The organism is Paenibacillus sp. MAHUQ-45 (genome assembly GCF_058133325.1).
The window spans coordinates 806791-821071 of the sequence record NZ_JBYUPV010000001.1 but is presented as its reverse complement, the minus strand read 5'-3'; the positions used below and the strand labels follow the sequence as shown (position 1 = coordinate 821071).

13 protein-coding genes are annotated in these 14281 nt (G+C 48.7%); 2 read left to right on the top strand and 11 right to left on the bottom strand.

Going from position 1 to position 14281, the window contains the following annotated elements; genetic code table 11:
* Positions 1-273: 273 nt before the first annotated feature.
* From AC3Y23_RS03695 to AC3Y23_RS03665, 7 genes are all read right to left on the bottom strand, one after another.
* A complete protein-coding gene (locus tag AC3Y23_RS03695; RefSeq protein ID WP_379195700.1) occupies positions 274-726 on the bottom strand; it encodes a VOC family protein in 453 nt (150 codons plus the stop codon).
* Positions 723-1208 (bottom strand): DinB family protein, encoded by a 486-nt coding sequence (locus AC3Y23_RS03690; protein ID WP_379195698.1) that lies wholly within the window; start codon positions 1206-1208, stop codon positions 723-725. Before AC3Y23_RS03690 ends, AC3Y23_RS03695 begins: the two co-directional genes overlap by 4 nt.
* Positions 1208-2686, bottom strand: a complete 1479-nt coding sequence (locus AC3Y23_RS03685; RefSeq protein ID WP_379195778.1) for a carboxylesterase/lipase family protein — start codon at positions 2684-2686, stop codon at positions 1208-1210. Before AC3Y23_RS03685 ends, AC3Y23_RS03690 begins: the two co-directional genes overlap by 1 nt.
* A gap of 20 nt (positions 2687-2706) precedes the next feature.
* Positions 2707-3864, bottom strand: coding sequence for an AI-2E family transporter (locus AC3Y23_RS03680; RefSeq protein ID WP_379195696.1), 1158 nt, complete (start codon positions 3862-3864; stop codon positions 2707-2709).
* Positions 3865-4210: 346 nt separating this feature from the next.
* Positions 4211-5020: a GNAT family N-acetyltransferase gene (locus AC3Y23_RS03675; protein ID WP_379195694.1), complete on the bottom strand. Its 810-nt coding sequence runs from the start codon at positions 5018-5020 to the stop codon at positions 4211-4213.
* 218 nt (positions 5021-5238) lie between these two features.
* Positions 5239-6375 carry a glycoside hydrolase family 88 protein gene (locus AC3Y23_RS03670; RefSeq protein ID WP_379195692.1) on the bottom strand — a complete coding sequence of 379 codons (1137 nt, stop codon included), beginning with the start codon at positions 6373-6375 and terminating at the stop codon, positions 5239-5241.
* Between the two features lie 753 nt (positions 6376-7128).
* Positions 7129-7488, bottom strand: a complete 360-nt coding sequence (locus AC3Y23_RS03665) for a (2Fe-2S) ferredoxin domain-containing protein (RefSeq protein ID WP_379195690.1) — start codon at positions 7486-7488, stop codon at positions 7129-7131.
* A 173-nt stretch (positions 7489-7661) separates the two neighbouring features.
* Between AC3Y23_RS03665 and AC3Y23_RS03660 the strand changes: the two genes are divergently transcribed.
* Positions 7662-9263 carry a helix-turn-helix domain-containing protein gene (locus AC3Y23_RS03660; RefSeq protein WP_379195688.1) on the top strand — a complete coding sequence of 534 codons (1602 nt, stop codon included), beginning with the start codon at positions 7662-7664 and terminating at the stop codon, positions 9261-9263.
* Between the two features lie 103 nt (positions 9264-9366).
* On the top strand, positions 9367-10383 hold the full coding sequence (locus AC3Y23_RS03655) for an ABC transporter substrate-binding protein (RefSeq protein WP_379195686.1): 1017 nt from the start codon (positions 9367-9369) through the stop codon (positions 10381-10383).
* Positions 10384-10620: 237 nt separating this feature from the next.
* Here AC3Y23_RS03655 and AC3Y23_RS03650 read toward each other — a convergent pair whose 3' ends face one another.
* The 4 genes from AC3Y23_RS03650 to AC3Y23_RS03635 all read right to left on the bottom strand — a co-directional run bounded on the left by AC3Y23_RS03650 (position 10621) and on the right by AC3Y23_RS03635 (position 14193).
* A complete protein-coding gene (locus AC3Y23_RS03650) occupies positions 10621-10833 on the bottom strand; it encodes a hypothetical protein (RefSeq protein ID WP_379195684.1) in 213 nt (70 codons plus the stop codon).
* A 135-nt stretch (positions 10834-10968) separates the two neighbouring features.
* A complete protein-coding gene (locus AC3Y23_RS03645) occupies positions 10969-11142 on the bottom strand; it encodes a hypothetical protein (protein ID WP_379195682.1) in 174 nt (57 codons plus the stop codon).
* A gap of 191 nt (positions 11143-11333) precedes the next feature.
* Positions 11334-12374, bottom strand: a complete 1041-nt coding sequence (locus tag AC3Y23_RS03640) for an NAD(P)/FAD-dependent oxidoreductase (protein ID WP_379195680.1) — start codon at positions 12372-12374, stop codon at positions 11334-11336.
* 103 nt (positions 12375-12477) lie between these two features.
* Positions 12478-14193: an ABC transporter ATP-binding protein gene (locus AC3Y23_RS03635; protein WP_379195678.1), complete on the bottom strand. Its 1716-nt coding sequence runs from the start codon at positions 14191-14193 to the stop codon at positions 12478-12480.
* Positions 14194-14281 lie beyond the last annotated feature (88 nt).

The window sequence follows — 14281 nt, the reverse complement described above, 5'->3', positions numbered from 1 at the left end:
CAAGGTTATCTGGAAAGGTCTTCAGGCTTTTCGAACAGTGTTTGAGTCGTATTCCTTTTTACTGTAATTTTTTTCTATTGCAGTGATACAGGATTAGCTCTGGAGTCCGTTATTTTCTGGAACGATCGGTGGTTAGGCAATAGCGTCTCCGGAGTCCGTTACCAGATGCAACAAGAAGCAAGTACTTATTTCGAGATAGGTCTATTAATCAAGGGTTAAATTATGGATTTTCACAAAATGGGCAGATTACCTGCCTGACATTCTAATTGGAGGCTACTTCCAGACAGTCATACGCTCCTGTAAATTAGAGGTATGTAACTCAAGTTGAATCCCATCCGGGTCAAGAAAATTCACCGACCAGCCCCTGCCACGCTGAACAGGACCTCTGACGATAGGCACCTTATGACTCTTTAGGATCTGTACCGCTTCTGCAAAATCTTCCTCTGTAATGGAAAAGGATACATGATCTACACCATTTTCTTCCCGAAAAATATTTGAACTAACCGTCTGTTCATTGCCTTCAGTAGCGCCCTCATCTGCCTCTACCTTCTCAGCAGCAGCAGCACGCACTTCGATCAGGCAGATCCAGGCACTCCCCCATTCCAGATAAGCGTCGTTCTTGCCTCGATGAATCAGTGCCAAACCCAGAATGGATGTATAAAAGTTAAGCGAGTGCACCAAATCCTTCACCTTGAGCGTCAAATGATTAAAGCCTGTGACCTTCATTCGGGATCCCGCCTTGCGAACATGATAAAGTCCGTATTCACCGGTTCAAGTCCATCCAGTCGCAGATAGGTTGAGATTTGCCCCCGATGATAACTCCCGTGTAAGGACACATGGTGTAAAATGTCGACAACGGCAGTGTTAAACACGATTCCCTTACTGGTACGGTAAGTAAGCAGGCTGTCCAGATCCTCATCCTTGAGTTCTATGATAAATATATGATATCCTGCGGCATTCGCTCGAAGAAGCTGCCCGCAGTCCTCAGGCGGGTACGTAGGCCATATACTCGGAACTGTACTATCTCGCTGATTTAAGCGCTCAAGCCACACTTTCTCCGCCGTCAGCAAATGGCTGAATAATGACATGAGCTTCTCGGATACGACGTCTGAACCTTGCAAGACCTTGAAAATCTCTTCATTTGCCCAGTAAGCATGACTGAATAGGCGCAGCAGATCATCTCGTCTGCCTTGCGGTTGCAAGGTCATCAGTGTGCACCCCTTGCAGCTTCCAGTTGTTTGCGTTTTAGTGACTCCGGATCTTGTACCACATGCGGAGTTTCGGCAAAAAGAAGCGTAGCACGGTCACCCGGGTGATACTGCGGCCATAGGAGCTTGGATGTGCTTGGATCTCCCCGATGAGCAAAAGCCAACCAAGCTTCCTGCATGGCATCCGCCAAGGCAATTATTTCTGGGCTTATCTCCGCTCCCAACCGCTGCAAATGATTCAGATTGTGGAACACATACGGAATCTCTGCGCTGTGTACGGCTTTGCCAAATAACGGATGGCCGGGAACCTTCAGATCGAATCGGTACATCCAGACCGGGGCATGAACCTCTTGACGTTCCGCGAAAGAAATAGAACTGCTCCAGAAGTAGAAATCGGTCAATATCTCCGCCTGCCCCTCCCAGGAGTGACTATAGCCACCGACATGTTCTCCCAGGCCACTGAGGCCCGTCAGCATCTCCAATGCCTTTAATGAATCGGCGAAGTCTGGCACTGGCATGTTCTCGCGGAAGAAAAGATTCCCTTCATCCTGATTGGTTCCGATCAGCAGCGGAACCCCTTCCGCCGCTCCCTTTGCGATCGCAACCGCCGGGTCTTCCGGCAGTGTTACTCCGTCAATGACCGGCTGGAATGGCATGCTTAGCGAGCCACCAGGCAGCTTTAAGCTCATTCGTCCGGCGGCGGCTATAATCTCCTCCGCCGGGATGGATTGCAGCACGCCGTGATCGCCGCCAGGCGCGATCCCGAGCTCCGCGAGCAGGGCTGCTGCAATCTCGCTGCCCTGCCGGGGCGGCAGAGTCTGCTCCGCCCCGCTCTGCATGATCGCCCCCGCGAAGAGTCCCTTCGCGGCAGGCATGGCCAGCAGGGCAGCGATGCTCATGCTGCCCGCCGATTCCCCGAACACGGTTACCCGGTTCGGGTCGCCGCCGAAGGCGGCGATGTTGCCGCGCACCCATTCCAGCGCGGCAATCTGATCGAGCAGGCCCTGGTTGGAGGCCAGCCCATCGCCAAGCGGCGACAAATGCAAGAAGCCGAAAGGCCCGAGCCGGTAGTTGATCGTTACGACAACAACCCCGCCCCGAGCGGCCAGACTGCTGCCGTCGAACAATGGCTGGCTGCCCGCTCCTGTAATAAAGGTTCCGCCATGAATCCAAAACATTACCGGCAGCCCTTCTCCACCGGCAGCGGGTGCCCAAATATTCAGGTATAAGCAATCCTCTGAATGCTGCGGAGTCTCTCCTCCAAACCGGGTGCCCCGCGTATCTGGTGGCTGATGGCTAACCGGACCGAAACTCGTCGCCTCTCGAACGCCATTCCAGGCTTCCGGCGGCTCCGGTGCCCGGAACCTAAGCTTGCCAACAGGAGGAGCTCCATATGGAACTCCCCGCCAGACATTCACATCACCGAAGTGCTGTCCCCGTATTCTGCCATAGTTGGTTACTGCTACTGGCCCCTCCATTGCACTCATCCCTCTTTCGTCTACTCTTCTGTTTTCTCTTCTAAGTTTCTATATAAGCCCGACTCTATCTGGAACCATTCGAACAAATGGGTGAATACCACCTTAAGCACTGCATAACCGGGAACCGCAAGAATAATACCAACGATCCCGAACATTTTCCCTGCGAACAAGATCACAAATATAATCGTGATCGGGTGAATTTTGAGCGACTTGCCCATAATTTGCGGCGAGATGAATTTACCTTCAATCAGCTGGACCGCTGTCCAGACGAAAACCATTTTCAGCAGCATGAACGGTGAAGTCACCACAGCTACAATCAAGGCCGGCGTAATGGCGATGGCTGGTCCAAGATAAGGAACCACCGCTGTACACGCAGCCACAATAGCAAGCACGAGTGAGTAATCCAAACCAATGATAAGATAACCAATGTACAGCAGCACCCCTATGCAACAGCTAACAATAATCTGCCCGCGTATGTAAGAGGCCACCTTGCCGTTCATCTCGGACATCACTTCTTTAGTCTGCGGACGCAGTCGGGACGGTATGAACTTCAGGATATAATCTGGAAGCTTCTTGCCGTCACGCAGCAGATAGAACAAAATAAACGGTGTGGTTACAACCGATAGCACAACCTCCGTGAGCGCTCCCACAAAACTGCCTACACCGGTTAAAGCATTGTTCAGAAAAGAAGTTGCCCAGCTCGTGACTTTTCTCGTAATATCAGTAAAATCGGTTCCAATACTTTGCTGAATCTGCCCGAAAAACTCACTGCCGGTCAGGTTCATGAATTCATCCTGAATTTGTTGACTGTACCTTGGGAAATTATCAATTAATCCTAGCAGCTGGCTGCGGAGGATCGGGATGACCGTTAACAGGATGAGCGTAATGATCCCCACGATCAACAGATATAAAATGACAATCCCGTAGGTGCGTTTGATATTACTTCGCTTTTCCAATAGGTCAACCAGCGGATTAAGCAGATAATAAGCAACACCCGACAGTAGCAGCGGCAGTGCCACCGTATGGAACAAGACCTTAAGCGGCTTGAAAATAAACGGTACCTTCGCAAAGATCAGAATATTGACCCCGATCAACAGCAGCACCAGCAAAAACACAACAAATTTATTATTCAAAAAAAACCTTTTGAACCTCTCCGGCCACACCTGCAGCCTCTCCATAACACCTTCCCCCTTACGATGAACATTCTGACTGAATTCCATTTGAATGAATGACACTTATCAAATAGCATAGTCAACGTAAGGGCAACAAGTCAAATTTCGGCAGAAATGCCCTCCGGAAAGCCGCTTACTTCCCTCCGACTATCGAGAACGACCACTTTTTCTCTTCATTGGTCTTGTTCAGAATACTGATGATCTTGCCCCGGCTACGTTTCGGAAAGTTGCAGATCCATAGAATAAACTCCAAATCGTGCTTCTCCGGACAGTCTTTATTTCGATCTGGACGAGTTCTGCCAGGATACTGAATACGCCGTTTGAGAATACGCTTTAAGCACAGTCTTCCTTATCAGCCGAACTTGAGATCGTCTATCCTGCCTGCATGTACAAAACCAATGCTCTGGTACACTTTGTTGGCATCAGGATTGTGACGGTCAGCATACAGCATCGGAATCAGCTTCTCTTCCAGCACTCGCTCGCATATTGCGGCAACAATGGCACTGGCATATCCCTTTTTGCGTTGATCGCGTGGGGTATAGACATCATTGATCCGGGCATGCCGAGGCGAGCGGTGAGCGATTTTAGCCATAGATACCGGAATACCGTCCACCACCCACAGGTACATCTGACCGGAGGCAGCATCTCCCTCGGCCGTGGGCAGCATATCTTTAGGATCCACCGGTTTACCAAAAGCATCCTCCGAGAAGCCAGCCAGAAACTTGGCGATCAGCGGAGCATCTTCGATCGTTGCCTGTACTACATGTCCATCGACATTAATGGGTTTATGTACAGCAGGGCAATGATAGACTTCCAGCAGCAAATGATTGTGAAAAGACGTCTCCTTCCCTTGGCAAAAGACCTCCGCAAACCGTCTCGCTATGTCCGGCTCCGCAATGATACCTGGAAGTCCCTCTTCCTTCAAATGCTCCGCTAATCCCTGTATCAATGTTTCCTTCTCACTGTGACTGACCTCAGACGAAATCCACAGCCAGGGATGAAAGCCGCGGGAGTGGGCGAGCACTAAAGTATTCTCTGGTGTCTTCAATTTCAGATTTCTTTCAAATCCTGTGATCATATGAATCAGGTTGAATTTCACCTCATCTTTTACAAACGCTTCCCCAAGCAGAACACTATCACCAGTTGAAAAATGTTCAAACATCTTATTCCCCTCCGAATATACTTTTCTTTCCATCATAATTCTCTTCCCTATAAAAATAAACCGCCGCGTCCCTTCATTCAGGTACACGGCGGAATAACACAGGAGCTACCTGTTTTGGGTAAAGGGTAATTATAAGTCCTTCTCGAAATTTAGCAAAAGGCTCTATTTCCGGTGCCAAATCTTCTTGCTAAAATTAGGTTGGTCACGAGTGACAACACCTATTCCCAGTAGAACGGTCCTTTATTTTTCAGCCTCGCGAGTCCTTCAACATAGAAGAAATCACCATAAATCAGCGGCACATCGATATTTTGACCAGCCGGATAATGACTGGTTCCATGCAGGATAAGACCTTCTTCTTCATCATTGCCCCATGTCCCGTAATTGCGGTAAAGCGATTCCAAAATCTTGATCGCCGGCTCACGGTACACAGCAGCCTCTGTGCCACCAATCTTCTCAGCCAGAAGCAGCAGGCCGCTAGCGGCACAAGCACCAGCCGAGGAATCCCGGAAGCTTCGCGCCTCCTCTGGCGCGCGGAAATCCCAGTGCGGAACATAATCCTCCGGGAGGCGGGCCAAGAAGAAATGCGCCACCTTTTGTGCGGTGTGCAAATACTCAATCTTACCCGTATGATGATACGCCAAGGTCAGACCGTAGATCGCCCAGGCTGTCCCTCGCGACCAGGCCGAACCGGCATCATAGCCTTGTCCGCCGATGCCTTCAACGAACTCGCCAGTCTCCGAGTCAAAGCGAACGATATGATACACCGAACCATCGGGACGGACAAAATGCTTCACAACCGTGTCCATATGCGCCTCAGCAATATGACGATAGCGTGGATCATCACTGGTCTCCGATGCCCAGAAGAGCAGCGGCATATTCATGGCACAGTCGATAATCGCAATCCCGCTATTGTCTTCTCCGTTTAACCAAGGATTCCAGGCTCGGATGAAGCCGCCCTTCAGATTGAAACGGGCAGCGAGGAAATTCGCCGCTTTAAACGCCCGAACCTTAGAGGTTTCGTTGGCCAGCAGTTTGTAGGAAGCTACGCTTGTCAGCGTCCACATGAAGCCAAGATCATGGTCCAGTCGCACATATTCGTTCAGGACCTCATCCAGCCGCTGCTCGCACTGTTCGGCAATAGCCCGTAGCGATTCATCCCTGCTAACATTATACAGCAGCCATAGTTGACCCGGCCAAAATCCAGCCGTCCACCAACCAGGCTCTTCCAATATGTATTTTCCGCCCTGGCTGGCATGCGGAAATTCCGCACCAATCCGCAGGCTGTTATGCTGGGTCTTCTCCAGCGCTTTACTCCATGCTTCCTCTACCCAGTCCAGCTTTGTCTCTGTCGTCATCACTAGCACCGCCATTCTGTAGTTTTAGAGATTGATTGTGCATCCCGGTGTGTAAATTCCTTAATTTAGGAAGGGCGCACTTATATAAGCATTCAATATTGACTCCTATATATCCTGCCAGCTATATCAGACGAACTTAAGAACCAAACTTAAGAACCGAACTTAAGATTCATACATCAAATAGAGCTTAAAGTTCAAGCGTAATTATGGTGATGTTTGGACTCTCTGTAGAACAAATTAAAACAACAAACAAAACTAGAAAAAAGAGAGGTTACGATAATGAGGCTCGACGTGTAATTAAGGGCATTTTTGTATCTTAAATATTCTGTAACGAAGAGTTAGTGGGGATTAGAGGCAATATTGTACCTTAAATATCCTACAATAGGCAATTTTAGATGTTTTTTCGAAAATAAGATACAATATTGCTCTTAATTCCCCTTTTTACCTATATTCAAGAAATATAAGGTGCAAAAATGCTGTTAATTAGGAGAGTCCTCCCTTTTCAACTGTTAAAAAATCACTAACGGTGAGGGGAGACTTGTGTCCTAAAGTTCTAACTTCACCAGAATCACGCCTAGTCTTTTGTTCGAATTTTAATTTCACATCATAGTAGACGTTGAAAACTGGCTATAGCTTAGGCTTCCGATGCGAGTTTTCCTCCGTAAAACTTTCAGGTGAGCCTTCTCTCCTTCTCACTTTTTGTTCTTTACCCAAATTTCGGCGGTAGCTTATTCATAATTGTTGTCCTATAGGCTACTTCTTCTTTTTACCGCGCATCCCCCGTTCGGAGCTGGCCCTAAACTCCTTGTCGAACTTGTAGACCATGTTTTCTATAAGCCGTTTTCCCTTCAGTGTTTTGCGGACCAACACTTTGCCTAATTTCGGGGTGATCCCCCTGTACCACACACCTTCAGGATAGGCGATGACCACACAGGCATCCGAGCATCTTCCGTTGCAACCAGTTACCGTTGTATGTATAAGGCTGCCCGCAGCCTGCTTATCAATCTCTTTCTCAATAGCTTCCGCTACCTCTTTCCCTCTATGCTTCTTGCAGCTGCTTCCGTTACAGATCAGCAGATGGCACTGGGTTCCTTGCAGATTCCAAGTCGTCACTTCAGCGTTCCTTCTCCCTTCATATGTACTGTTTCCCCGCTCGAGGGAATAGATTATTCTACACTCTACTTAACCGGACACTCCGCGTCAAGGTGGAGGGGTATTATTCTCTGTTTTCTTTCGTTATAATATAATTGAGAACTATTATCAACAGAAGAAAGTGAGCTTTCATCATGACTACCCGCTATTCTAACAGTCCCAATCAGCACGGCCATTGCTTTTATATGCCCATCCGGGTGACTGTCCTTAGTCATCTTAGTGCTGACGAAAATACAATAACACATTCCTTCTGTTCCATTCTGATTATGGTGCAGGGAGGGGACGGCTATATTGAGATCAATAATGAACGTCTGCACCTTGCCCCCGGCTGTGTCCTCACCTTCCCTGGATCTACGAGCTTCAAATTCCCTCCCCAGTCCGGCCTGCACGGGGTATGGATTGAGTACACAGGCGTCATGCCGGACGGGATAATGAAATCCCCACTGAACAATGATCTTATCCCTCAACTACGGAAATGCCCTTCTCAAATAACGGGACTGGGCGGAGAGCTGCATAGCGCTTGGACCAAGCCCCGAGTGGACAAGCCTTTTGCAGTACAAGCCCTGTTCACCGATATAATCATGAAGGTAAACAGCACTCCCGTAGTGACCAATGTTGTGGAGAATCCCAGCCGTTGGCTCCCCCTTGTCCTGCAATACATAGATGACCATTATTCAGAAGATTTGACGAGGTCACAAATGGCCGGATTGGCAGGGGTCAGCCCGGAGCACTTCTCCCGCTCCTTCCGTAAGACAACTGGGCAGACTTTTAGCGCTTATCTTTCGCTTCTTCGGATACGTAGAGTTCAGGAGCAGCTCCTGACCGGAACACCAAATCTGAGTCATCTGGCACTTGAGGTCGGTTATGGCGAGGGTACATATCTCAGTCGAAAGTTCAAACAAATCGTGGGGCTCTCTCCCACTGCCTACCACAGCAAAAGTAAGCGAATAGTCACACTGAATTATAACCATACCGCTAGTCTGAGGGCACTGGAGATCACACCGCAATTGGGACCCTACTCCGCTTGGTTGGAAAGTCTGGACACTGTACCTACAGCCCGGAAGCTGCCCTTGGAAGCACGGTGTGCTTCTGCGGTCTACAATTCTGTAGCCTCCGCCCGCCCAGATGTAATTATCAGCTACGCATTATACGGGGAGAACAAACAGCTACTTAACCTTGCTCCGGTCATTGAGCTGCCCTTTATGCATATGAGCTGGCGCGAGCAATTCACCCTCATCGCCGAGGTTGCTGGACGAAGGTTACTAGCTGAAGAATGGCTCCAACGCTATGATGAGCTTTGCCACGAGGCCAACTTGCAGCTTGACGGGAATATGGAAGCAAGAGGCACGGCGATTGTCTGGGAGATCGGCCACGGCTGCGCTTACTGCTTCAGCAGTAGTTACGGACGAGGCTGTCAGGTACTATACAACGATTTGGGCTTTAAGTTACCACAAGCAATTATAGATCAAGATATCTCTAACAGAGGATTTATCAAGGCAGCTATTGAAGACATTCCAGACTATCCTGCTGACCATATCATTATTACCGGCCTGCCAGATGATCCCCAAGGACTCCAGCGGATTGACCGTCTCTTTCATTCCGAGCAGTGGCGGCAACTCGAAGCTGTCCGCAAAAGCCGGGTCCATATTCTGGACCAGCCGGATATGTTCTACGGATTCGATCCCCTCTCCTCACAGGCACAGCTTCATGTCCTGCTCCGGGCATTAACATCATAAATATACATAGGCGGAGATCATTTCAGGTCATGGCAATTAGCCGGTGAAGTCTGTACAGTTATATTGAGAATGATAATCGTTATTCATAAGGAGGATATACATCTTGCTCGACCTACACAAGAGCCGCAGAAGCCGAGGGATATGGGTTCCTATGTCTCTGCTGTTAGCACTAACTCTTATTTTATCGGCTTGCGGCAATACCGTTCCGACAGCCGAAGGCACTGGTGGCAATACTGCCAATACGCCAGGCACTTCAGAGGCACCAACTACCGCCGAGAGCAGCACGCCGGAAGCCCCGGCCACCAAAACCGTAAAAACTATGAATGGTGACATTGAAATCCCTGTCCTGCCTAAGCGGATTGTCGCAGAGGAATATATTGGCAGCCTGATTCCCTTAGGCACCATCCCTGTCGGCGCTCCCGGCCTGACTCTGCAGAATATGTATTTTCAAGAAGCACTAAAAGATGTTACGGACACAGGTACCTACGGGAAAATGAACGCAGAGAAGATCTTCGCGCTAGACCCGGATCTAATCATAACGGGCAATAACGACAGCTATCCAACGTTAAGTAAAATAGCACCTACAATAGTCGTACCTTACGGGGAACTAAAGAACGCTCACGAAGAACTTACCTATTTTGGCCAGCTGCTGGGCAAAGAAAAGGAAGCGGCAGACTGGCTTGCAGAATACGACGAGCGGATTGCCGCCGCCAAAGCCAAGGTGGACAAGGCCATTCCTGCAGAGGCTACCTTCAGCATTATGGAAAATGCCGATAAAACCACATATGTCTATGGCGACAATTTTGGGCGAGGCGGCCAACCCATCTATCAGGCGCTGGGCCGCAAACCTCCGGCAGAAGTCGCTGACGAAATTATGGATAAGCAGTGGGCTGAATTATCCGAAGAGGTCATCAGCAAATACGCTGGGGATTACATCATCCTAACCTCCAATACTCGCACAGTCGAGAGTTTCAAAAGTGATCCCCTCTGGGGTAGCTTGCCTGCCGTGAAGAATGATCGTCTCTACGTCTGGAAAGAGGAACGGTCCTGGTACTACGATCCTATGGCCGTTCTCTCCCAGACGGAGGAACTGGCGGACTGGCTTACAAAAGGCAAATAGTAGAACGAAAGCCAAGCAACGATTTCTGGTTACTACCGGGTCGCTGCTTGGCTTTTGAAATTTGATAAGAAACAGTCAGCTCCGCTTCACCTTCTATCGTGAACTGAGCCTGTCTTACCAAACGCCAGCAGTAAAGGCTAGCGCTATATAGAGGTTAGTACTTTAATTAAATTCAGCATGAAGATTATGTAGCAGCTAATTTCCAACTATCATCATCCGTTCGTGTAGCGGATTAGCTTATTCAAGTGATAACATTTCCTCAATAATCTCATCAGGCAGCCGATCATTTTTTAATATCTGAAGAATCTGTTTATCCGCTCCCTTCTTCCGCAAAAATGAAAGTAAGGCGTCCGCCTTCTCTTTTCGGTGCATCAGCGCATAAGCAACATACCATACTTCAGGACTGCTAACTTGAATACCCTTCCAGAGGCGAACAGGAATAGTCGGCATCTTGCAGAGACCTTTTTCGGTATAAATTGAGAAATTCCCTAATATCTCAACTTGGGGATTCTCTGAATGAACTAAAAGTTTATATTCGCTTCCAAACGGATAATCTCCACTTGTTATTTCTTGTACATAAAGGTTTTACAAAGCCTTCAATACCTTCTCTATAGGGGCTTCAGTCATAATATCCCAGTCAAGAACCGAATTTGTTAATCCCAAGCTATGTAATAAACCGCTGCCACCCAAAGCATAAGGAATACAATATTTTTCAAGTTCTTTTGTTACAGCAATTAAATTACTAATATTCGGTTCCATCCTACACCCCTCCAAGAATCGGTCAAAAAACGTTTAAGTCAGATCGATGACAACCAATAGCTCCATCTAATTTATATGTTAAAAAATAAGCATACAAGGAAATCATCCGCTTGGATACTTCCCTGTACGCTTTTATTTGAAAATACTATACTTATACGCCGATCTATACGATTTAGATAATCTAAACGCTTCTAATGATCGTCTACGACCCCAAGTGCTTTGTTCTTTTCCTTGAACCGGTCGTTATGGGAGGAGACATAAGCCACCTTATCCGCAGTCGGATCGATGTACAGCTTGGCACTGTTCAGCGCCAGCACAGCATCGGTGAAGGTACCAGCGATCAGGCGAACCTTGCTGGCATAGTCCACGAAATCCCCTGCAGCAAAGACACCAGGAAGGTTCGTCTCCAGCTTGTCGGAGACGTTAGCACACCACTCGCCCATATCCAGACCCCATTCACGCAGCGGGCCGAAGTCATGTTTTAGACCATGATTGACAATAACAGCATCCACCGCAAACACCTCGGTCTCGCCGGTCTCCACATGGCTGATCGTCACTTGATCAATCGTCTCGCCATTACTGCTGTGCAGCTGTGTCAAAGCATAAGGAACACGAACCTCTACAGAAGAAGATTTCATACGTGCAATATTTTTCTCATGGCCCCCGAACCGTTCGCGGCGGTGCACCACTGTCACACTCGCTGCAATCGGCTCCAGTTCGTTGGCCCAATCTACAGCAGAATCCCCGCCACCAGAAATCAGCACATGCTTGCCGCGAAATGGCTCCAGCTCTTGAACCGTGTAATGAAGATTCGTCACCTCATAACGGTTCGCACCTTCGATCTCCAGCTTCGCCATTTGCAGGATTCCATACCCGATTGCCAGGATGACTGTCCGTGTCCAATGCTTCTCACCGCTGGCTGAAGTCAGGATATAAGTTCCGTCCTCTTGCAGCTCCTGACCCGTAATCTGTTGTCCCAGAACAATGGTCGGTTCAAAGGTCATGGCCTGCTCCTTCAGCTGTTTAACCAACTGATGACACAGGGTCGGGGTGACACCTCCGACATCCCAGATCATTTTCTCAGGATAAATCAACATTCTTCCGCCGAGTTCTTCCTTGGCTTCGATCAACTTGGTCTTCAGATCTCTCATACCGCTGTAAAACGCTGTATACATCCCAGCGGGTCCACCGCCAATAATCGTCACATCATATAATTCCAGTTGGTCGCTCATGCTAACCTCCGCAAATGTATTTATATAAGACAAACTTAAGATATTCACTTAGGGTTACATCGTTAATACGATGAATGTTTGGACTTCCAGCACCGCCATGACTTTACGCCCCGAACTGCGCCTCGTGTAGACGGCTGTAAATCCCCGGATTTCTCAACAATTCCTCATGCTTGCCCTGCTCGGCAATACCGCCTTCCGCTACAACAAGTATGCGGTCTGCATGTTTGATCGTTGCCAGGCGATGGGCAATCACGAGAGTCGTCCGGCCCTGCGACAATTCAGCAAGAGCCTCTTGAATCGCCTGTTCTGTCTCCGTATCCAGCGCAGACGTGGCTTCGTCCAGAATCAAAATACTCGGGTTCTTCAGGAACATCCGGGCGATGGAGAGACGCTGCTTCTGTCCTCCGGAAAGCTTCACGCCGCGCTCACCGATCATCGTGTCCAGACCGGCAGGCTGTGATTGGATCAGTTCCACCAATTGAGCCCGCCGGGCTGCTTCCCATATCTCATCATCTGATGAACCTAGCTTGCCGTAAGCAATATTCTCACGGATGGTTCCGTCGAACAGAAAGACATCTTGCTGTACGATTCCGATATGGGAGCGGAGCGATTCCAGCTTCATCGAGCGGATATCCATACCATCAATGGCAATACTGCCTTCATTCACATCATAGAAACGAGGCAGCAAGCTGCACAGCGTTGTCTTGCCGGCCCCTGATGGACCTACAAGCGCTACCGTGTCCCCTGCATTGATCGACAGATCGACGTTCTGGAGGATTTTATCCTTATTGTCATATCCAAAAGTAACTCCCCTGAACTCAATATTTCCGGTAAGCTTCTGGACAGTCTTGGCATCCTTGGCATCATCGATGTCCGGCTCCGTCTCCAATAGCTCCAAATAGCGCTTGAATCCGGCGATGCCCTTAGGATAAGTCTCAATCACAGAGTTGATCTGTTGTAGTGGACCAAAGAATACATTAGACAACATCACAAAGGCGATAAATTCGCCGTACGTCATCTTGTTCTGAATGACAAACCAGGTGCCACACAGGAGTACAAACAGTGAAACAAACTTCATAAGGATAAAGCTGAACGAAGAGTTCCAGGCCATAATCCGGTATGTCAGCAGCTTCGTAAGGCGGAAACGTTCATTGTTTTCGGCAAAACGGGAGATTTCATGCTTTTCATTAGCAAAAGCCTGCACTACACGAATCCCGCTCACATTATTCTCAACTCTTGCGTTGTAATCAGCAATATCGGCGAACATCGTCTTAAAGGCTGCCGACATTTTACGGCTGAAGTACATGGACAGGTAGATCATCAGCGGCACAATCACAAAGGTCAGCACCGCAAGCTGCCAGTTAATATTCAACATAATCGCGAACACGCCGATCAGCGTCATGATCGCAATGAAGAAATCCTCAGGCCCGTGGTGGGCAATTTCCCCGATATCCATAAGATCATTGGTCATCCGGGAGACTAGATGCCCAGTCTTCGTATTGTCAAAAAAGTTAAAGGACAGCTTCTGTACCCGATCGAATAGCTTTTTCCGCATATCCGATTCGATATTAATACCCAGCTTATGTCCCCAGTAGGTGACTACAAAATGCATGAACGAGCTAACCACATAGATGCCCAACAAGCCCAAGCAGGAATATAGAATTACCCTCCAGTTGCCGCTAGGCAGGAGATCATCCACCACCCGGTTGACCGCGAGCGGGAATACAAGTTCCAGCAAAGCAGCGGCGATAGCACAAGTGAAATCTAGGATAAACAGCCCCTTATAAGGCCGATAGTAAGCAAAAAAACGACGCAGCATTTCCAGTTACACTCCTTACCGATGGTCCGAAGAAGAGGGAGCTGCAAGCCCCCGGTCTGCTTCCTCCGGACAGAATGATTACAGCAAT